General features: G+C 39.5%; 24 protein-coding genes. 8 read left to right on the top strand and 16 right to left on the bottom strand.

Going from position 1 to position 20704, the window contains the following annotated elements:
- Positions 1-26 precede the first annotated feature (26 nt).
- From mecA to FZF09_RS08300, 6 genes are all read right to left on the bottom strand, one after another.
- Positions 27-698 carry an adaptor protein MecA gene (mecA, locus tag FZF09_RS08320; protein ID WP_158736127.1) on the bottom strand — a complete coding sequence of 224 codons (672 nt, stop codon included), beginning with the start codon at positions 696-698 and terminating at the stop codon, positions 27-29.
- Between the two features lie 740 nt (positions 699-1438).
- Complete coding sequence (gene spxA / locus FZF09_RS08315; protein ID WP_158736126.1) at positions 1439-1834, bottom strand: transcriptional regulator SpxA; 396 nt, start codon at positions 1832-1834, stop codon at positions 1439-1441.
- 435 nt (positions 1835-2269) lie between these two features.
- Positions 2270-2407, bottom strand: coding sequence for a hypothetical protein (locus FZF09_RS22635; protein ID WP_199256763.1), 138 nt, complete (start codon positions 2405-2407; stop codon positions 2270-2272).
- Positions 2408-2457: 50 nt separating this feature from the next.
- Positions 2458-3021, bottom strand: coding sequence for a GNAT family N-acetyltransferase (locus FZF09_RS08310; protein WP_158736125.1), 564 nt, complete (start codon positions 3019-3021; stop codon positions 2458-2460).
- An 11-nt stretch (positions 3022-3032) separates the two neighbouring features.
- The gene (locus FZF09_RS08305) at positions 3033-3227 is read right to left on the bottom strand and encodes a hypothetical protein (RefSeq protein ID WP_233269446.1); all 195 of its coding nucleotides are present in this window, start codon (positions 3225-3227) and stop codon (positions 3033-3035) included.
- Positions 3228-3429: 202 nt separating this feature from the next.
- Entirely contained in the window at positions 3430-4632 is a 1203-nt protein-coding gene (locus FZF09_RS08300; protein ID WP_370514436.1) for a putative glycoside hydrolase, read from the bottom strand.
- 277 nt (positions 4633-4909) lie between these two features.
- Here FZF09_RS08300 and FZF09_RS08295 point away from each other — a divergent pair, with 277 nt between their 5' ends.
- The 3 genes from FZF09_RS08295 to FZF09_RS08285 all read left to right on the top strand — a co-directional run bounded on the left by FZF09_RS08295 (position 4910) and on the right by FZF09_RS08285 (position 7501).
- Positions 4910-6673 carry a UbiD family decarboxylase gene (locus FZF09_RS08295; RefSeq protein ID WP_158736123.1) on the top strand — a complete coding sequence of 588 codons (1764 nt, stop codon included), beginning with the start codon at positions 4910-4912 and terminating at the stop codon, positions 6671-6673.
- Positions 6674-6770: 97 nt separating this feature from the next.
- Positions 6771-7313, top strand: coding sequence for an HD domain-containing protein (locus FZF09_RS08290; RefSeq protein ID WP_158736122.1), 543 nt, complete (start codon positions 6771-6773; stop codon positions 7311-7313).
- Positions 7313-7501: a hypothetical protein gene (locus FZF09_RS08285; RefSeq protein WP_158736121.1), complete on the top strand. Its 189-nt coding sequence runs from the start codon at positions 7313-7315 to the stop codon at positions 7499-7501. The genes FZF09_RS08290 and FZF09_RS08285 overlap by 1 nt, the downstream gene beginning before the upstream one ends.
- A gap of 173 nt (positions 7502-7674) precedes the next feature.
- Here the strand turns inward: FZF09_RS08285 and FZF09_RS08280 are convergent, their stop codons facing one another.
- From FZF09_RS08280 to FZF09_RS08265, 4 genes are all read right to left on the bottom strand, one after another.
- Positions 7675-8163: an immunoglobulin-like domain-containing protein gene (locus FZF09_RS08280; RefSeq protein ID WP_158736120.1), complete on the bottom strand. Its 489-nt coding sequence runs from the start codon at positions 8161-8163 to the stop codon at positions 7675-7677.
- A 149-nt stretch (positions 8164-8312) separates the two neighbouring features.
- On the bottom strand, positions 8313-9188 hold the full coding sequence (locus FZF09_RS08275; protein ID WP_158736119.1) for an NAD(P)-dependent oxidoreductase: 876 nt from the start codon (positions 9186-9188) through the stop codon (positions 8313-8315).
- A gap of 12 nt (positions 9189-9200) precedes the next feature.
- The gene (locus FZF09_RS08270; RefSeq protein WP_158736118.1) at positions 9201-9473 is read right to left on the bottom strand and encodes a YciI family protein; all 273 of its coding nucleotides are present in this window, start codon (positions 9471-9473) and stop codon (positions 9201-9203) included.
- Between the two features lie 405 nt (positions 9474-9878).
- Positions 9879-10118 carry a hypothetical protein gene (locus tag FZF09_RS08265; RefSeq protein WP_158736117.1) on the bottom strand — a complete coding sequence of 80 codons (240 nt, stop codon included), beginning with the start codon at positions 10116-10118 and terminating at the stop codon, positions 9879-9881.
- 50 nt (positions 10119-10168) lie between these two features.
- On the opposite strand from FZF09_RS08265, the gene FZF09_RS08260 reads away from it, so the two are divergent.
- Entirely contained in the window at positions 10169-11152 is a 984-nt protein-coding gene (locus FZF09_RS08260) for a sodium:calcium antiporter (RefSeq protein WP_158736116.1), read from the top strand.
- Here the strand turns inward: FZF09_RS08260 and FZF09_RS08255 are convergent.
- The 4 genes from FZF09_RS08255 to FZF09_RS08240 all read right to left on the bottom strand — a co-directional run bounded on the left by FZF09_RS08255 (position 11105) and on the right by FZF09_RS08240 (position 13517).
- On the bottom strand, positions 11105-11281 hold the full coding sequence (locus FZF09_RS08255; protein WP_158736115.1) for a hypothetical protein: 177 nt from the start codon (positions 11279-11281) through the stop codon (positions 11105-11107). The genes FZF09_RS08260 and FZF09_RS08255 overlap by 48 nt on opposite strands.
- Before the next feature lie 84 nt (positions 11282-11365).
- Positions 11366-11587 (bottom strand): hypothetical protein, encoded by a 222-nt coding sequence (locus FZF09_RS08250; RefSeq protein ID WP_158736114.1) that lies wholly within the window; start codon positions 11585-11587, stop codon positions 11366-11368.
- A gap of 113 nt (positions 11588-11700) precedes the next feature.
- Entirely contained in the window at positions 11701-12246 is a 546-nt protein-coding gene (locus FZF09_RS08245; RefSeq protein WP_158736113.1) for a TlpA family protein disulfide reductase, read from the bottom strand.
- A gap of 155 nt (positions 12247-12401) precedes the next feature.
- Positions 12402-13517 (bottom strand): MGDG synthase family glycosyltransferase, encoded by a 1116-nt coding sequence (locus FZF09_RS08240; protein WP_158736112.1) that lies wholly within the window; start codon positions 13515-13517, stop codon positions 12402-12404.
- Positions 13518-13686: 169 nt separating this feature from the next.
- Between FZF09_RS08240 and trpS the strand changes: the two genes are divergently transcribed.
- Entirely contained in the window at positions 13687-14676 is a 990-nt protein-coding gene (gene trpS, locus FZF09_RS08235; RefSeq protein ID WP_158736225.1) for a tryptophan--tRNA ligase, read from the top strand.
- 644 nt (positions 14677-15320) lie between these two features.
- On the opposite strand, the gene FZF09_RS08230 is transcribed toward trpS, so the two are convergent.
- Both FZF09_RS08230 and FZF09_RS08225 read right to left on the bottom strand, forming a co-directional pair.
- Positions 15321-16067: a DUF3603 family protein gene (locus tag FZF09_RS08230; protein ID WP_158736111.1), complete on the bottom strand. Its 747-nt coding sequence runs from the start codon at positions 16065-16067 to the stop codon at positions 15321-15323.
- 84 nt (positions 16068-16151) lie between these two features.
- Positions 16152-16358: a YuzI family membrane protein gene (locus tag FZF09_RS08225; protein ID WP_233269445.1), complete on the bottom strand. Its 207-nt coding sequence runs from the start codon at positions 16356-16358 to the stop codon at positions 16152-16154.
- Between the two features lie 257 nt (positions 16359-16615).
- Here FZF09_RS08225 and FZF09_RS08220 point away from each other — a divergent pair, with 257 nt between their 5' ends.
- The 3 genes from FZF09_RS08220 (at position 16616) to FZF09_RS08210 (ending at position 20655) form a co-directional block, all read left to right on the top strand.
- Positions 16616-16894, top strand: coding sequence for a hypothetical protein (locus FZF09_RS08220; protein ID WP_158736110.1), 279 nt, complete (start codon positions 16616-16618; stop codon positions 16892-16894).
- A 25-nt stretch (positions 16895-16919) separates the two neighbouring features.
- Positions 16920-19481 carry a CBS domain-containing protein gene (locus FZF09_RS08215; RefSeq protein ID WP_158736109.1) on the top strand — a complete coding sequence of 854 codons (2562 nt, stop codon included), beginning with the start codon at positions 16920-16922 and terminating at the stop codon, positions 19479-19481.
- Between the two features lie 109 nt (positions 19482-19590).
- Entirely contained in the window at positions 19591-20655 is a 1065-nt protein-coding gene (locus FZF09_RS08210; RefSeq protein WP_158736108.1) for an LCP family protein, read from the top strand.
- The last annotated feature ends 49 nt before the right edge of the window (positions 20656-20704 follow it).

Below are 20704 nucleotides of genomic sequence, written 5' to 3'. Positions count from 1 at the left end.
GATGGGAGCCGGCAGTTACTATTTTATTAGGAGAAATTTTCACGCAGCGTTTCCAATCCTTTGGAAGCCGCAACGGTTTTTCCGTACTCACGGATACGGAAAATGGATACATCTGATTCTTCCCCATATTCTAATACATGACTAACCATGTCGTCTTGTTCATCTTCTGTGTAATGGTTATCAAACATCAAGTAAAGGTAATAATTTCCTTCAAAATGGTAAATTTCGTTTTGGACATTTTCAGCCAGAAATGCATTACTTAGTGCCAGTAAATCCTCAAAGTCTGAAAAGGAAATGACAATTTCGAGTTCTTCGGTGTCCTGGTTGCCATTTGCCTGCCTGGATTTTTGAGAAGAACGGAATTGTTCATCAAGCATATCTACAATGTTATCATCTACAGGCATGTCTTCTCCTTTATTTTGGGAGACAGGAATTTCAAGCTTCACATTGCCATCTGAAATCTGGCCGCGCGTAACTACAATTTCCATCCCGTTATCCATGGCTTGCACTTGAATCCACAAAGGTCCTTCAATTTCAAAGTTCTCACGATCATGCGCTTCATTAATCATTTCAAAAAACAATTCTTCTCCACGTTCACGATTGTACCAAATCTCATCCCGATCAAATCCTCTATCTTCTATATCTTTATACGTGATATAAAATTTGACCGTCGACTCATTAATTCTCTCGATTTCCACGATTTTCTCCCTCCTTTGAAGGTAAGGTGGATACCGCTTCCAAGTTCTCTCTCTTTATTAAGAACATACCCTTAGACGGGCAACTATAATCTTATCGTCGGTATTACTATTATTGTATACGATAAGAATAAGGTTGTTAAGGACTAATGCTCATCCCGCCGATGATTTTATGAGGGAGCGGAGCGTCTGAAAGAGAAAACGCGGTCAATCCTGCTATTAAAAACTAATTCTCAAGGAAAGAACACAAGTTGTCAAGGAAAAACACAACTTACTACCCCTTACCTTAAACAAAAAATGAATGTTTTATCCTATCTTATGATACCAATAGAAGAATAACAAGCATTAAACGTTAAAAAAACAGAAAAACTTCTACTGAATGGAAAAAAGTAGAAGTTTTAATTTTCATCTAAGTGAATGAATTTCATAATCCATTTCTATATGATTATAAACGAACATTACATTATCATTCAATTTTAGCTTCAGACGAACGCATTCACCCTTGGGGCACAAGCGCGGCATCTCCTCCAACTCTTTGTTCGTTATCGTAGTGGCTTCTTTGCGGCAGGCTTGGCTTCAGCCTCCTCGGCAGCAAGATGCCTGCAAGGTCTTCAGCTCAAGGTTATCCCGCAGGAGTCACCGCCTTCCGCTACACTCGATAGAATGTTCGTTTTTAATAATCAAAATCACAATTATGAAATTGATTCAAGTGTACATTTTAATTTATTCGTATCTTTTACGAATTAGTTAACTAGTTTTTGTGCTTCCATTAAATTAAATGTGCGCACTTTCCGAGGCAGGAAACGGCGGATTTCCGCTTCATTGTACCCAACTTGTAAACGCTTCTCATCAAAAATAATAGGACGGCGAAGCAATCCTGGGTGCTCGCTGATCAGCTCAAACAAACGCTGCAGCGGAAGGTTTTCAAGTTCAACATTTAACTCTTGGAAGACTTTCGAGCGTTTTGATACGATCTCATCAGTGCCATCTTCTGTCAGTCTAATAATTTCTTTGACTTCATCGACACTTAAGGGTTCCGCAAAAATATTACGCTCTTCAAAAGGAATCTCATGTTCTTCAAGCCACGCTTTAGCTTTTCGGCAAGAGGTGCAGCTCGGAGATGTTAGCAAAGTAACCATATGGATCAATCTCTCCCTTCCTATTCATACAAACACAAAGATAAAACGATCTATATTTATTAATGTGAATACTCTCAGCTTGTTACACTTGTAATTATACAATAATTATTCTAATTTGAAAAGAGTTTTCAAAAATCGTTTTTGTTTATCCAACATCTTTTCAATCCCGATTTCTCCCTATGTAAAGAGGATAGTTATGGTACACAAGGGCCTTTCACCTATTTCATTCTTTCTTTTGTTTTCTCATTCCTTCATTTTTCAATGATAAAACCTTTTTTTATTCCAAAATGTGAAAAGTTTGTGACATTTTCATAAGTATGCTCGCGGGGGCTAGTGCTAAAGCTAGACGCCAAAAAATATTATTTTCTAGAAAATGAAAATATCAGACCCAGTTTCATTTTAAAGAAACTGGGTCTGATTGATGAAAACACAAGGTCAGGCAGATGTTTTTGAAGAAGTGGCTGAACCATTGTTTGGGTGTGGAAGTTTATTCCAATCCTTTAAGTTCTTTCGGAGTAATTCTTTTAAAACTTCACGCTTTTTCTTACGCTTGTGCTTTTCTTTGTTTTTCATGATTTACCCTCCTTCAGGTAAGGTCTCATTACTGGGAAAAACAAGTGCATTTAAGCTTCTTCTTGTTCGTTGTACGATAATACCTCATCTACTTTTTGATAAGATTGGCCGTATAGTTCTTTATCTTTATACGTATGAATATTTTTATACGTGTGCTTCATTTTTTCATAAATACTTTCTTCGGATTCGTTTTCAGGCGACCAATATAATATTTCTAAAGTGTTTTCTTCATTTGTGGCAAGAGATTTTCGGGTATAACCAATCGATGATGCATGTTTGAATCCGCTCCGCTGATAAAATCTCAATCGTTTCTCTGTGTCTGTATCATCATAATCAAGCGGCTCCACTTCTAGAATGATCGGCTTCTTCTTTGTTTTTAGCTGGTCAATAATTTTTTGGCCGAGCCCTTGCCCACGTGATTCTTTCGAGACAAACAGATAGTCAATAAAGATAAACTCTTCTGTTTCCACATACATTACCACGTGATGAGGCCCTTCATCTTTGTGGTAAACGTCTCCTTTTTCTTCAAGCAAAAGCTCCATGTGCTCTTTTGATTTCATCTCTTCTACCGGAAAGTATTGACTCAATTTTTCGTACCAGTTTGTTCTAGTCATTGGAACCTCCGTTATTGTATTTCTTCTATTATAAAACGAATACTGCCTGATTGTAACTCTTGTTCTTCGTTGTTCAATTTTGATCTCGATCGATTATTTACAATTAGCTTTGCCTGTGGATCGTATTTGCATGCACAAGTCCATAAGAAAAGCGCAAGCGCCCTGAAAGAAGGAAGTTCGGCTCCGAGCGTCACGTCCTGTGACAACGCCGAACTGACTCCCATCCTGGGAGCCCGCGACAGGTTCTGGAGCTTTCGCGCAGGGTCGCCTGCGGCCCGGAGTCGAAAGGGAAGAAACCCCGAGCGGCTGGGCGCTTAAGCTAGACATCAAAAACGCCAAATATTTATAATTTCTTACCCAGTAAGAAGAGCTGTTCCTACAAGTCAGAAACAGCTCTTTCTACATGATTTACGGGGTGTAATCAACGCCCTCCGTATAATTGTTATTAGCATTCCACAATAGGAATTCGTCGATATCTTGTTCATTTAAAGCTTTGATTTGCTCTTCGACTTCTTCCACGCCATATGGTTTATAATTTCCAGACCCCAGCCAGCTTGCGGTGAAATCTTGAATCCACGGTCTTGACTCAGGTGGATTTTCGAGATCGCCCAGCACTTCATTTTCTACCTTTGCGTATTCTTTCGTTAACTCATACGGATGAAGATCTGGTTTATCAATACCAAAATATGGTGTCCAGTGACTCGGATAAATCATGGATGAAATAATATCTACATTATCGGATATTTTGGAGAAGTTCTGCCCAATTCCTGGCGCTTCATCCAGCGTAGCCGAATAACCAAATATATCAACCGATACATCAACATCAAATTCGTTTTGCAGTTCTTCACGAGCGTATTCTACAAATTTGGTAACCGCTGTCACTCGCTGTTGTATATTATTTCCTTCTTTCCCAAAGTCGCCTCTAGAATAATCAAGGACTTCATCACGCTTTTCAAACCCTTCTGGAAAACGGACATAGTCAAATTGGATTTCTTTAAAACCGAGTTTTGCCGCTTCTTTTGCGATTTTTACGTTGTATTCCCAAACATCTTTCACGTAAGGATTGACAAATGCTTCGCCTTTTCCATTTTTCCATACGTTTCCGTTTTCTTTAAACGACCAGTCTGGATTATCTTCTGCCAAAACAGTGTCTTTAAAAACGACAATACGAGCAATTGGATAAATCTCATTTTCTTCTAAAGCATCCATTAATTGAACCGGGTCACTGATCATATTTTTTCCTATGTTTGGCAGGTCTACTTCATCTTGCGGATCAAATGTTAAATTGCCGTAATCATCTTTTATATCGATAACCATTGCATTGAGATCAGTGGAATCTATAAGATCAACTAATCTTTGAAAACGCTCCCCCCCTGCAGAATGCCCTGTCACGTAAATGCCTCGCACCCCATCTTCAGGATAGCTAAAATCGTAACCGCTGTCATAATAAAATCGTGACATATTTTCTTCTATATCTTTATTCATTTCCATTGTCTTTTTGTGGGAATGATATGTAATTGTTTTATGTTCTTCTCCCTGTGTATCATTTGTTAGAAAAAAACCGCCAGCTGCGACACATACAGCACCGAATGCCATTAAAAATCTTTTCATTTCCCCCAGCTCTCTTTCAAATAATTTCCATTTATATTTTCACACAAAAAACACATATTTTTTCACACTTTTTGAAATCTATGTATTGAATTTGTAATCTTTCTATCTCAAATTATACATAGAATAACAATTTTCACCAATAGTTCCAGAGTAAAAAATGGAAAGTTTTTTAACTTTTCTATTTTCCTGCTTTCTTCACAGCTTATTCATATACTTTGAATCCCAACTTCTTTATACTTTACTTATGTCATCTTGAGTTGAATCGGAGGGAATACTGGTGCATCACAACTTACGTTCATTCATTAAACAATTAAAAAAAGAAAAAGAAATCGTTGAAATAAAAACAGAAACCGATCCTTATCTAGAAATTCCGGAAATACATAGAAGGGTGATTGACGAACAAGGTCCTGCCCTTTTATTTACGAATGTAAAAGGTTCAAAAACTCCAGTTGTCACAAATTTATTTGGAACCCCGCGCCGAGTAGATATGGCGTTTGGACCAAAACCGGAAGCGTTTGTTAAACAAGCAGTAAGCGCCATGGATACACTTGTTCCTCCAACTCCTAAAGCGATGTGGCAGGAAAAGAGTCTTTTTAAACAGCTTATGCGGATGGGAATGAAAAATCTCCCGAAAAGCAAATCTCCTGTTCGTCAAATAGAAACAAAATCTTTCAGTATGCAAGACCTTCCAGCTCTTACTACGTGGCAGCATGACAGCAATCCATTTGTTACACTGCCGCTCGTTTATACGGAGCACCCGGATGAAAACGAACATAACCTTGGCATGTACCGTATTGAGATCAAAGAGCCTAAAAAGACTGGAATGCACTGGCAGATTCATAAAGGCGGCGGATTCCACCACCATGTGGCCGAGCAAAAAAATGAAGCGCTTCCTGTAACTCTATTTATTGGAGGGCCGCCGGCATTAATTGTATCTGCGATTGCACCTCTTCCAGAAGCTGTTCCAGAGCTCTTATTTGGATCTTTGCTGCTTGATGACAAGCTTCCAATGACAGAGGTGCCAGATCACCCTCATCACTTACTGGCTGAAGCTGAATTTGCTTTTGGAGGAGAGGTGCCGCCGCACATTCGCGAACCAGAAGGACCATTTGGAGACCATTATGGATATTACTCGCTTGCCCATGATTTTCCCGTTTTTCAAGTACGGAAAATGTGGAGGCGAAAAGACGCGATTTATCCAGCAACCATTGTAGGAAAGCCTCGTCAAGAAGATTATTTTATCGGCGAATACTTGCAGCGCTTAATGAGTCCGATTTTCCCTGTCGTGATGAATGGCGTAAAAGACCTTTGGACGTACGGAGAAACAGGCTTTCATTCTCTGGCAGGAGCAGTAGTTCGTGAATCTTATTACAAAGAAGGACTTGCTCATGCTCTGCGGATTATGGGTGAAGGCCAGCTGACGTTAACGAAATTTTTAATGGTTACTGATAAAACCGTTGAGCTTGCTCAATTTAAACAATTAATGGAAGCGGTACTCGAACGGTTTCAACCGGAACGTGATCTACTTATCTTAAATGATACATCAATGGATACACTCGATTATACCGGGCGTAAATTTAATGTGGGGTCAAAAGCAATTATGACCGGCTTAGGAAAACCAAAGAGAGAATTACGCCGTGAATATACAGGAGGCGGCATACCAGGAATATCGAAAGTCAAACCTTTTTGCGGCGGCTGCCTTGTTCTTTCCGGCACTTCGTATGAAGAGGATGAACATTTCGCTTCCCATCTGCTCGAAACCGCAAAAGAACAATTGTCTGATTGGCAAATGGTATTTTTGACCGACGATGCCGATATTGCTCAATCACAAAGTACTTTTTTATGGACGACCTTTACTCGTTTTGATCCCTCCTATGATTTATATGCAGAAGCAGACATTTTAAGAAACAATATTCGTTATAAAGGTCCAATCATTATTGATGCAAGAATGAAACCTTTCTATCCTGATGAAGTAAACCCGCACCCGGATATCGTTAAAAAAGTGGACGAAAAATGGAAAAAATACCGCATTAAAATATAAACTTAGACGATTATCCCTCTTGTTTTTCATCGGTTGAATCGTTATAATAGTAGGAATAAATTCAGATTCATAAAGAGAAAGTGCAGGAGGGATGATAATGAGAAGCGTAACGCTAGAACAACTATTTGAGCATCCAATTACTCAAAAATATGTAAAAAGAGCAGGACTTGCTCATGCTATATCTGCCTCTTATCATGCTTTCCGGCTTGCAAAGCAACAAGGAGTAAATCCAGATCTTGCTGTCAAGGCTGCTTTTCTGCATGATATGGGTCATTACACCTGGTATCGTAACGGTGAATGGGATTTTGAATTGTACAGAGAAAATGACATTCATGCCATTAAAGGTGCTGAACGAGCGCACAAGTTATTGATTCGTCTTGGAGAAGAGCGGAAAATTGCAAAAGAAATCGCTCTTGCTGTTTTGCTGCATACGGATTCCTATTTACCAGAAGGACAGCTGTATCGCAGCCAATTGCAGCAAATTGTAGCTCTCGCAGACGAAATGGATGAAGAACCATCTGGCAACCACCACTACCGAAAGATTTCTGACAGCAAAGCTAGAAAGAAAATTGTACAATTAGACGAAATGATAGACCAAGCATTAGTTTCACAAGCATATGAGCAAACGAGTGAAGTATAATGAAACAGCATAACCATCTATATCCGGATGGCGGGTTTCCCGCTCCGGAAGAGATGATGGTACATACAAATATATGTATGAGTGGGAAGCCTTTAAAATGGCTTTTCGCTTTTTTATATTTAGCTATGTTAAAGTTTAAGGTTGATATTATGGAGAAAAAGAATGAAGCTGGGACAAAACTAGAATAGTCAACTCTACAGACGAACAATCCTATGTTGAAGGAGTGACCCGTTTAATAAACGCAATGTATCAGCGTAGTCAAAATACGTAGGCTCCAGAGATATTAGGCTTCTTCAACTAACGCACCCCGTTACTTTAAGTACAGCCTTTCACAACCTTCGTATTAATACATTTTGTTTGGTTAATCTACTGTAAACTCAGCTGTCAAATCGTACTTATCATAGTCCCCCGCCTTCCTAAAATCCAATATATCTTTTACTATCCGATATTCACCATTATCCAGACTTCCATAGAGCCAATCCCAATCAACTGTCCATTCCCTAACATCTGAAGAATCCAAGTCATAGCCAATATCATTAAATCCATAGTTATCATCTAGGGTAACAGGGACTTGATACCATCTACCTTCGATTTTCTTTTCCAAGAAAAAATATTCACTATAGATACATTGCTTGTCAGAGTTATTCTCAAATATTACAGTCAATCCAGTAGAGGAGACCGTTCCTTCCTTTACATTCATCGTTACTCCATCAAGGTTGTTGACAGTTTCATATGTTGAAGGTTTCCAGTCAGTTCCTTTAGGTGAATGGCTTTTATTAGAACTTCCGCATCCCGATAAAAGTATTAAACTCATTGCCATACAAAATAGCGAAGAAAAATACCTCTTCATAAAATCTCCCCGTTGAAAAAGAAAAAATGCTTATATCGTGAATCTAGATAAGCGTTTCCATATTTTTCTTTTTATTCTCCTTATCAAAAAGGAACCTCTTTTCATTTTCTAGAGGTTCCTTTCCATTCGTAATATTTTTCAAGATATACTTATTGCTCTTGTTTTTTCACATACTGATAAAGAGCACTCATATCTTTTTCTCCGAGGCCTTTTTCGTTTGCCTGTTCAAACATTTGCAGTACATTTGGACCAGCCGTCAGCGAAACATTGGATTCGCTTGCCATTTCTTTTGCCAGCCCAAGATCTTTTAATAGAAGCTGCAGAGCAAAGCCTGGTTCATCTTTATTTTGGGAAATGAAGTGGCTGTAATGGCGGTCAAATATTTTGCTTTGACCAAAACCATTGCTTAATACGTTATACACAAGATCATGGTCCAGACCGGATTTTTCAGCTAAATACAACGTTTCGCCAACAGCAGCGGTATGTAATCCCACCATGTACTGATTAAGCAGCTTTACTTTGGTTCCCTGCCCAATCGGCCCGCAACGTGTAACATTAGCCCCTACCACATCAAAATATTCTTTCGCTTCTTCAAAAACGGAATCCTTTCCACCAACCATAATCGCCAGTGTACCCGCTTCAGCTCCGGTTGTTCCGCCGCTTATAGGAGCATCAAGATAGCGGACACCCTTTTTTTCTGCTGCTTGTTCAATACGTGTATGTAGGGATGGAGAAACGGTACTAAAGTCAATAATCAGCGAACCCTCATCCGCGTGTTCGAGAACACCATTTTCTCCAAGAATGATACGTTCTACATCATCTGGCATTGGCAGACACGTCATAACAACATCTACTGATTTGACCAGCTCGTTCATTTCTAATCCTGCCTTGCCGCCAAATTCTTCGAACGTCTTTTCTTTCCCTTTTGAACGGTTAAATCCGTATACTTCATAACCAGCTTTTATAAGATTGTGAGCCATCGGCATTCCCATGTTGCCGAGCCCGATAAAGCCCAGTTTTTTCATTTTAATGCCTCCTTACGACCAATTATCGGAAATCATATTCCATTCATGGATATCGTAGCCGCGCGCTCCTTCCACAACATATGGATCTTTTTTTACTAATTCCTCTGCTTGTTCATACGTTTCTGTCCGGTAAATGACGAGACCGCCTGCCCCGTCTTCCAATCGGCCGTATGCAGCCACATTTCCTTCTTTATGCTGTTTTTGCAAAAATTCAAGATGAGCCGGACGATGCTTTTGGCTAAGTTCTTGATCTTTCATCGATAAAAAAACGGCAAATAGTTTCATATGCAGTTGTCCCCTTTACATTACAAAAAATTGATGTACCACTCTAAACAATTTGATGAATCGCCCGCAAATTCCTGCTCCATTGCAAAATTTCATATGAAAATTTGGTGGTAAATGCTAAACAATTCGAGGGTAAAAAGGTATTACTGAATGGAGTCAAGGGAACAGTTACAAATGTAATGACCTTCTGGCAAAGATATTACGTTAGTAAATCTATTGGCCGTCAGCCTGTTTTTCCTATCTTAACAAATGATTCCATATTATGAACTTAAAACGAGGCTGTTTTTTCCAGCTTGACTAATGTGCCTTACCGTGATAAAATTTTCATGAATGAAAAGGGGAGTAGCGTCCAATAGGATAAACGAATCGTCATGACAGCGTTAAGAGCGCTCGGTTCGTTTGGCTTTATGATATATAAAGCACGCAAGACCTTTTTATGAGAACCTTGCTATATCTTTTTAGCAGGATTTTCATAAAAAGGTCTTTTTTTGTGCAATTACGGGGTCGGCCTACCCATATAAGAAAAGCGCAAGCGCCTTGCTCACGAGCGACAAGTCCTGGAGGGTCGGCATATGGAAAGCTGATCTTTGCTTTCCATGGACGAACCGAAGGAATCTCGAGCAAGCAGGCGCTTGCGCTAGACATCAAAACGCCAACTATTTATAATTTCTTACCTTTAAAAAGGAGAGATGGTTTTGCTATTTTTATATTTTTTTCTTGCAGCGGCAATAACGGTCGCAGCTGCGGTCAAATTGTCTACGTATGCTGATGTTATTAGCATGAAATCAAAATGGGGCGGACTGATGGTCGGAACAATTCTGCTTGCCGGTGCCACGTCATTACCAGAAGTGACCACCAGTATAACGGCTGTTGCTTTAAACAACCCCGACATTGCTGTAGGTAATGTCCTCGGCAGTAATATGTTTAATTTACTCATCATTGCTGCATTTGACATGTGTTACCGAAAAGAAAAACTATTTTCTAGAACTGCTATGTCGCACACTTACACAGCAACTCTAGGAATCTTTCTTTCTCTGATGGTTTTGGCTGCATTATTTATCCGAACAGACCTTTCACTTTTTGGAATCGGTTTGGATGCTTTATTGATTTTGGCCGTTTATGTATTAGGCATGTATGTTATCAATCGTTTTAGTGAAGCGGATATCCCTGAAGAAGAAAAAGAAGAAGAACTAAGCCCGTCCTATGCTCTATCCCTTCGCCATGCAAAAATAGGGTTTTTCATAGCTGCGATTGTTATTTTATTGGCAGGGTCCTTGCTCACCATAACAGGGGACCAAATTGCAGCTGTTACTGGTCTTGGTTCCAGCTTTGTCGGCAGTTTTCTTATTGCTGCGTCTACGTCGCTTCCTGAAGCGATTGCTGTATTGATTGCCCTGCAGCTGCAAAATCACAATCTTGCGCTTGGTTCTATCCTTGGGAGCAACCTTTTTAACATGATTTTACTTGCCGTAAGTGATATTGCTTATTTTTCAGGGCCAATTATTGCTGCCTCCAGCGCATCCCATCAAATTACAGCTGCCGCCGTTACAATTTTAGCTGCAATCGTATTATTTTCTATCCTTCGCGGCCGAAAACGATTTTTTCGTCTATATACATGGCCTTCCGCTTTACTAATCGTTATTTATTTTATTTCTAGTTATTTGATTTTTGTTTACTAATGTAAGAAAAGCGTAAGCGCCTTGCTCACGAGCGACAAGTCCTGAAGGGGCGGCATATGAAAAGCTGATCTTTGCTTTCCATTTCCGAACCGAAGGAATCTCGAGCGAGCAGGCGCTTGCGCTAGACATGTAAAACGCCAACTATTTATCATTTCTTACCTTTCAAAAAAAGCAGGCAGGAGTTCTGAACAGCGGAGCTCCTGCCTTTTTGGTTTATTCATTTTCTTTGTTGATTGCTTGCTGCAAATTCTCCATCGTTTCTTTTCTATGCTCGTTCTTTTCTTCAATCTGCTGCATTTCATCCTCATTAAGAGCCGCTCCATGCTCTTTTGCAAATTCAGTCGTTCGGTTTAGGTTTTCCTCTGTATCTTCTATGATATTTTTAATTTCTTCTTCGCGGTTCTGACGAGGACGGCCATGTTTATTCGTCATCATTTATTCCTCCTTTACACTTTGAGAGTAGTATCTCTTCTTGTGTAAAAAATTATGCAGGAAAATGATAGAGAGCCATGATTGAAATCATGCGGGAAGACGTTTTATTTTCTTCCTTACATTCCTAACGCTTCTTCAAGCTTGCTTTGATCAATCGGTCCATAATACGTATCCATGACGATTCCGTTTTCATCCAAAAGAAAAGAAACTGGTACGCCAGTTACGCTAAAAGCTTCGATCCCTTCCCCTTCCTCATCTAGTAAGACCGGAATAGAAAGCTTTGCCTGCTGTACAAACTGTTTTACATCTTCTTTATTGTATTCCTGTGTCGTGGCATTAATAGCGACGATATTTAAGGTATCTTTTTTTTCCTCATAGTAGCGGGACAACTTAGGAAGCTCTTCTTGGCAAATGCCGCACCAGCTTGAAAAAAAAGTAAATAGTACTGGCTTCCCGCTAAACGTCTCCATATTATACGTTTGTCCGTCCAACCCAGGAAGGTCAACCGATGGTGCCTGGCGTCCGGTTTCAACAACAGGATAACCTGCAGCTACTTGAACAGCTTCTTTTGATGGATTTTGAGAGGCTTGATAAAATAAACCAGTAAGTAATATAAGACCACATAAAGACAGAAACATCAGTCTTTTTCGAACATAGTTCATAAGGTATCTCCTTTCTTCAAAAAGTAAATGTTAGAGGTGAGAAAGTGTTTGTATTTTTCCGCACCGTTTTATATATTTTAACGGGGGCCATCGCTCTTATTGTACTTTTGTCCTATCGGTTTAATAATCTAGCAGAATGGCCGCTGGCCGTGTTGTTATTCGTGGCTGTCCCGGTATTTGCCATGTACTTGGGATGGAAGCACCGCTTGTAACGCGTGGAATTTTGCTATGGATATAATAATTTCTGCGCTGTTTTTTTTCTTAATGTGACGCAGCCGTCGTTTGGCCCGCTCTATTTCCAAAGGATGCAGCAGTAGTTCTTCTGTCTTCTGTTTTATTTCTAACGGTGTTTTTGCCCAAAATGCTGCTTGTCTATTTGTTAAACACCGTGCATTGTGTTCTTCGTGCCCCGGTAGCGGGGAATATACCAATATCGGAACTTCACATAATACTGCTTCTGTCATAGTCATTCCACCCGCCTTACTAATCAAAAGATCTGCAGCATGTAAATATTCTGTAAAACAGTCCGTAAATGGCAGCATGTGTATATCATGCTGATAAGAAGTCGTATCAAATTTCCAGCGGCTTGTACCGCTTAGCATGACAATAGTAGAAGGAATTTTTAACTTCTTTAGTTCTTCTCCAACTTTTCGGTACGGAAAGATACCTTCTCCTCCGCCGGACACTAATAACAATGGTTTTTTAGGATCCCAGCCGTTTTTCAGGCAGCATTCTTTCTTCGTTACATGCTTCTCTCCTATTTCGACTGGAATACCTGCCGGAAAAACATCTTGGTCTTCCCGTGCCCATTTTGTATCTTCTATTTCGGAGACAAACACTCCATTAACAAAAGGATGACTTGCCAAAGGAGATGTCCAATAGTCGGTCGCTACACTGTAAAGCGGTATAGATAATTGTTTTCGTTTTTTCACTTCCGCTGCCAAAGCTGTTAATAAAGGATGAACAGACAAGACTAAATCTGCTTGCAGCGCTTTTTCTATGCTTTTTTGATATAGACGAGACAGAGTAGTAATAACAGCAGAGAGGGATGATGGATTTTTAGCAAGTACAAGTTTTCTCCACGCCTCAGGAAATGAAAACAGTAATCCGCCGTACACTTTTTTACTCATTTTATATAAAGAAGGCGCGGTCGTTTCGAGCGGATGATATACAGAAACGGTATCTTTGTGAGCAATAGCCGTCTTTTTCAATAGGAAAGCAGCTTGATTATGGCCATTACCGAAAGAAGCTGTCAAAATATGAATATGCATGCCCTCGTCTCCTCTGCTTGTTTGCCATAGTATATGCGCGCCCTTTTAGAGACATGCATATCGAGGTCCAAGCGGTTTACTCTGAACTCTACTTTCGATATGATGTATAAGAGAAAAAGGCAGATAAAAGATGAAAGTTTTAGGATACATAGAAAGGAATGGAGCAGAAATGAAAAGAGTTTTTTCAGGCATTCAACCGAGCGGAACGTTAACGCTTGGAAATTACTTAGGAGCGCTTAAACATTTTGTCGGGATGCAGGAGGATCACGAATGCTTTTTTTGCATTGTAGACCAGCATGCGATTACGGTCCCGCAGGATAAAATAAAATTGCGGCAGAATATTCGAAGCCTTGCTGCTCTTTATTTAGCGACCGGTATTGATCCTAAGAAATCTACTTTGTTTATTCAATCAGAAGTTCCGGCTCATTCTCAACTTGCCTGGATGATGCAGTGTGTTTCTTATATTGGTGAGCTAGAACGCATGACCCAGTTTAAAGATAAGTCGGAAGGAAAAGAGGCCGTGTCTTCTGCTTTACTTACTTATCCTCCATTAATGGCGGCGGACATTTTATTGTATAATACCGATATCGTTCCTGTTGGTGAGGATCAAAAGCAGCACTTGGAACTAACGAGAAACCTTGCAGAAAGGTTTAACCATAAGTATAATGACATTTTCACTGTTCCAGAAGTGCAGATACCGAAAGTCGGAGCACGTATTATGTCTCTTCAAAACCCGGTGAAAAAAATGAGCAAATCCGATGAAAACCAAAAAGGGTTTATTTCGATGCTCGATGATGAAAAAACCATTATCAAAAAGATTAAAAGTGCTGTTACAGATTCTGAAAATGAGATTCGGTTTGACCGTGAAAATAAACCGGGCGTTTCGAATTTAATGTCGATCTTGTCGCTTTCTACCGGTAAAACATTGGAAGAGATTGAAAAGGATTTTAACGGAAAAGGATATGGGGACTTTAAGCAAGAAGTCGCTGAAGCTGCGGCTGAACTGCTCCGGCCGATTCGCGAACGTCATGAAGAATTGATTCACTCCGATGAGCTAGATGATATTTTAGACGAAGGAGCTGAACGTGCTAATCGCGCAGCCTTCAAAACGTTGAAAAAAGCAGAACGCGCGATGGGACTTGGCCGAAAAAGAAAATAAAGTATTAAAAACGGAGGCGATTACACCTCCGTTTTTATATGGTATGAACACAGATCGGTTTTATAATGAGCATTGGGCATGGTTACTTATACAATCAACGTTTTCTCTGTTACTTGTCCAATCTTTTCATTTTGTTTATAATTCATGTAGAGTCCTCCTTGGGTAATTTAAGGGTCTTTTGTGATACATATCGTATACTACCAAGGAGGCTCTTTTTTTTCCAAACCTCATTTTGCTTTATTACAGGAATGCTTTCTTACCTTTTAAAAAAAGAGCCATCCCCTATGGGACAGCCTCAGTCTCTTACATCTAAACATCAACTATGTCATTGTTCTGTTTTTTCCATGTATGATTTAAATAAGCTATTTCTGTCAGCTTCTCTTTAGTAACCTTTTTGTTTCCTCCAGATTTTACCGACAATCACACTAAATACGATGGTGCCGACCGCGTACAAAACCGTCAAGGCCTGCATCGAAAAATAAGCTAGTCCGTCCACAACTTTCCCTCCTGTCTCACCTTCTTTTCCTCTTTATTATATGGAAAGACAGTCATTCTGTAAAGACGGCCGGCAGTTTTTAAACGACCTTACGCATTTAAAGATAGTTTACGTCGAACTACTCCTCTGTCTTCGCCTTCGCCAATCATTATTTCACTTCTTCCTCATGATGCAAGTTCCAGATTTTCTCAAAAAATGGCTGTCCTTTTATCATTTTTTGGCAAAGTTCATAATGTGCATCGGACCAATCGTTTTTCACTTCCTGATACAAAGTCTGCCATGCTGTTTCTTTATCGATGTGTTGTATTTCTTCATACCGGGCAGGATTCCATTCCGTATACCAATAACGAATTTCTGCAGATTCTCCTGATGTGTAGAGCTGATCAAGTGCCATAAATAATAATTGTTTAAGCTGTCGTTCTTTTCTTGTTAGACCAGCCATATATTTTGGGTGCGGAGATAAAATGTGATATTCTTTTGGCGGAGGCGGCTCTGTTAAATCAAAGCACTCTGCCTTTGTTTCATCCATTATCTCTTTGGTCATTCTTTCATGCTTTGGCGTAAGACGGCTTTTTCTGATTGGTGTTTTGTACCCAAGCGTATCGACAGCTAAGACACGACTGCCATCATACATAATGAAACAATAGTCGAGCGTGATTCTTGTCATGTTTTTTCGGAGTGTGCTTTTTTGAAATACTTCATTTAACAGCTCATCTGGTACATCTTCCATACGATTTTCAATGTAGTCAAATAATCTTTCTGTTACTTTTACGATTTCTCCTTGATCAAGCACTTCTATTCTATCTTCAGAGTGCCATTCATGGAAAGGACAAACATTGTACCCGTTTTCTTCACCTTCAAACCAATTAATCCAGACATCACGGATCCGGGCCATGGTTAAACCCTCCTTGCTATCCATTAGTATCCACAGTATAGTCAGAGAGAAAATGTTTTATTCTTTCTGCCCTTTCTTTTCTTGCTAATTTTTTTCCGGCCAGTAAATACTTCCGACAATCATAAAAAGTCCTGCAGCAAATACAGCGCCTTCGGTACGCTGAAAAATAAACATCAGATAGTCCAGCAAAGTGAGTCCAGCCGGAATATAGTTCATATATGCAATTAAACTGATACCGCCTCCTGCTGCAAGCCCGAAGCCGACAGTCATCATAAACAGCCTGGCGATCATAGTTTTTCGCTCCCTTTTCAAACAGCTCTAAGAGACAAAAAAACAACAAATGATTTATAATAGGAAAAGCGCAGTGGCTTAATGGAACAATCGTTACATAGCATTTCTCCCATTAAATAGGGAAAATTTCTGGATTACAGATTAGAAACCCTTTTTTTCTTCATGAATTTCCTTGTAACGATTGTTCGACACTACCCTTTTATATCTTAGAAAGGGATTTGCACTTTTCATTATTAATTTATGCAGGAGAGATGATTATGTCTACTCATCGAGAAAATCTTCAAAAAGAACTTTACGAAAAAATGGCTGATTATGATGATCTCGTTCGTGAGATTAATAATAAAGCAAAACATTTAGGAAACGAGACGTATTTTACTCATCTGCGTTTATATAAAGAACAAAAAGATCAAATAGAAGATATTATGCGATATTTTGATGAAGCAGGCGTAGACGCTTCAAAAAACACGACAGAATCTATTTTGACCTTTGCTTTAAATGAATTTCATCACTATATCATGAGCATAAAAAACGGATAATACTGCAAGGTGGAGGAATGAACCGATGGAAATCATTTTAACGCATGACCAGGTGGATTTTGATGCACTTGCTTCTATGGTCGCAGCTTCTAAGCTCAATCCGGAGGCTGCCATGGTGCTGCCTAAGCAGCAATCTGATCAAGTTCGTCACTATTTAGCCTTATATCGGGACAACTTTCATTTTTTATCAGAAAACCATATTGACTGGGAGAAAGTCAGCCATGTCATCCTAACCGATACGGCTCATCTTTCCCGTACAGAAGCACCATCTGCATTATCTTCTGATATCCCAATTACGGTTTATGATCATCATCCGCTTGTAGAAGAGGATAAACAGGAGCATGTTACATATGTCGTAGAAAATACAGGAGCAGCTGTTACGATATTGATTGAAGAAATAATCAAACAGCAAATGGAAATTAGTTCATATGAAGCGACCCTTTTTGCACTTGGTCTTTATACGGATACAGGGTCTTTCGTTTATCCAGACACAACTGTACGTGATCTTAAAGCAGCTGTATTTTTAAAGGAAAAAGGGATGCAGCTTGATCTTGTCCAGCAGTTTTCAGAAGAAGCATTGACCGCAATCGAACAAGAAACATTTCAAGCGTATTTATCTTCAGTTGAAAACGTAGACGAAGAAGGGCTTCATATAGTTATTGCAAGCCTTTCAGCTGACCATTTCGTCGGTAACTTAAATGTTATTACATCCAGGGTTCTTGAAACAACCGGGGCAGATGCGGCGATTACGGTTACTAGCATGAAAAATAAAATTTTTATTATTGGCCGGTCTTCTTCAGACCGAATGAATTTACTGCCAGTTATAAAACATTTTAACGGCGGCGGCCACAAAAAAGCAGCTTCAGCGTCCGTTAAGAAACGTTCTATTTCTTCTATTATAAAAGAGATAAAGGAACTGCTGCATACATCCATTTCCACTGCCGTACGCGCTGATTTTCTAATGTCTGCTCCTGTGAAAACCATTTTACAACATACAACGATTAATGAAGCTAAAAACCAAATGCTTTATTACGGACATAACGGCTTTCCTGTTGTAGATGAAAACGGGAAATTAATTGGAATCATTTCTCGGCGCGATGTGGATAAAGCCAATTACCATAATCTTGGCCATGCTCCGGTCAAAGGCTATATGAGTACGAGCCCAGTAACGATAACCAAACATACATCTTTTGAACAAATTCAGCAGCTCATGATTCAATACAACATTGGACGTCTCCCTGTCATAGAAAATGAAAAAATTATCGGGATCGTCTCTCGCACAGATGTCATTGAATATATGCACAATCGCTCTTCAAAAGATAACCGGGCACCTGCAAATATAAGAGAACAAATAGAAACGCTGCTGCCAAAAGATACTATTGCCTTGCTTAAGAAAGCAGGTTCGCTTGCAGAAACGAAGAATATGAAAGCTTATATTATTGGCGGGATTGTTCGTGATTTAATATTGGGCAGCCCTAGCGAAGATATTGACATTGTTATTGAAGGAGATGGTATTTCTTTTGCAGAAGCGTTTGCCGACGATATAAACGGAACTGTTACGCCTCATGAAGCGTTTGGAACAGCATCCGTAGAAACAGAAAATGGCTCCAAACTTGATTTTACTACCTCAAGAACCGAGTATTATGAAAAACCAGCCGCTCTTCCAACCGTTGTCCGTTCAAATATCAAAGAGGATTTGTTCCGGCGTGATTTTACGATGAATGCTATGGCGGCTTCCTTAGAGCCCGATTCGTTTGGAGAATTAATTGATTATTTTAATGGACTAGAAGATATAAAGAAGAAAAACCTTCGTGTTCTTCATAACCTCAGCTTTGTTGAAGACCCTACCCGTATTTTACGGGGTATCCGGTTTGAAGCCCGCTTCTCTTTTCGGATGGATGAAGAAACAGAAGCATTTTTACGCCACTCCGCGGCATCGATTTTTGCCTTGTCCCATACACGTGTAATCGCAGAATTGAAACATATTTTTCAAGAAACCAATCCTGCTGAAAGCTTGTCACGTTTGCATGAGCTTGGAGTACTAAACAAATTTCTGCCTGGGTCCATTTGGAGTACAAAAACCTCTGCAGTCCTTTCCCTTCTTCTTAATAAATGGGAACAACAAGAAAGAAGACTAAGTATAAAAGAAGAGTGGTTTTTCATTACTGCTTGTTTATATACCGAAAACGAGGAGACTGCAAAACGTCTTGAAAGAATCTCTGCTACGAAACCACAGAAAAAAACAGCACGTGATTTCGCCGTGTTAATGAATGATGCTACAGACGATGTGTTTACTTCTGAAGGAGCTTTTCATGAATTCGCTTTTCATCTTGATGATGACGCCTTATTTCTTGCATTTTTGGCTTTGCAAAGCTCTGGGGAACAAAGGAAAGCACGTATCGTCCGCGTTTATCGCACGAAACGAAAAAAGCTGCCGCGCTGGGTAAACGGGGATGACTTAAAAGCTGCCGGCCTTACACCTGGTCCTGCTTTTAAAGAATATTTGTTTCAATTAGAAAAGGCCTTTTTAAATGGTGAAATTACCAATCGAAAGGAAGCACTGGCCTATATTAAGTCTCAAATGTAAAATGCTGTAGAAAAATCTCGGATTTTCACGCTATATTGTAAATTTATATTCAAATAAGGTAAAAACTTCTGTTATAATCAAGGTTGAATGTCTGAGGGGGGTTAATACGGTGAGAAAGAAAAAGAGATTACAATCATCGTCTATAAAGATAAAAATATTCGTATTAACGCTGTTAATTATTGTAGCAGGTGCAGCGGCGATATCAACGTTTTCAAAAGGTGGACAACCTTTTGCTAATGAAAACCAAAAAAATGAGTTTAATAATGATATTTCTTCAAAAGATTCTGCCTCCGATTCTGGCACTTTTGCTTCAGAAAACGATAACCAGGATGCGGAGCAGAAAGCTGCTTCAGAAAATCTAAATTTTCTCTTAGTAGGTGTAGACAATGAAGAATCTGGCTCGGCTCGGACTGATACCATAATGTTAGCCAATGTAAATCCGAAAGAAGGAGATGTCAAACTGGCATCTATCATGAGAGATTCTTATGTGGAAATACCCGGGCACCAAAATAATAAAATTAATGCATCTTTTGCTTATGGCGGAGTCGATTTGCTAAGAGAAACGATAGAAGAAAATTTCGACATTGATATCGATTATCACGCCACAGTAAATTTTGATGGTTTCGTTGATGTTGTTGATACCGTGGCTCCAGAAGGGTTAGAAGTAGATATTGAAAAACGTATGTATTATCAAGATAACTCTGGAGAAGTAAGCATTGACTTTCAACCAGGCACCCAATATTTAGATGGGGATAAAACTTTAGAATATGTGCGTTACAGAAGTGATAGTAATAATGATTTCGGCCGTGTAGCACGCCAGCAAGAAATCCTTGGTATATTAAAAGATGAATTACTATCTTTTGCGAGCGTCACAAAAGTCCCGCAAATCATCGGAGCAATTCGCCCGAATCTTGAGACAGATGTATCTACTAGCAAAATGCTTTCACTCGGAAAAGATGTGCTTTTAAATCCAGTTGAGGATATTAATACTCTTCGTATTCCAGTGGAAGAAACATACACCAATCAAAGCTACAGCCATGCCGGCTCTGTCCTGGAGCTAGATATGGAGGAAAATAGTGAAGAGCTGCACAACTTTTTTGATGGAAAGACATCAGAAAGTGTGCAGACCGCATCAGGAGAAAGTGAAAAAGAAGACGATGAGGAAGAATACTAAGAAGACAATAAATTTTTTAAGCTGTTTCTGTTCAGTCATGACCGACTGC

The sequence above is a fragment of the Alteribacillus sp. YIM 98480 genome (assembly GCF_009765375.1).
In the GTDB taxonomy this organism is placed as follows: domain Bacteria; phylum Bacillota; class Bacilli; order Bacillales; family Marinococcaceae; genus Alteribacillus.
The sequence above is the reverse complement of the archived record's forward strand: the minus strand, read 5'-3'. Positions and strand labels throughout refer to the sequence as shown.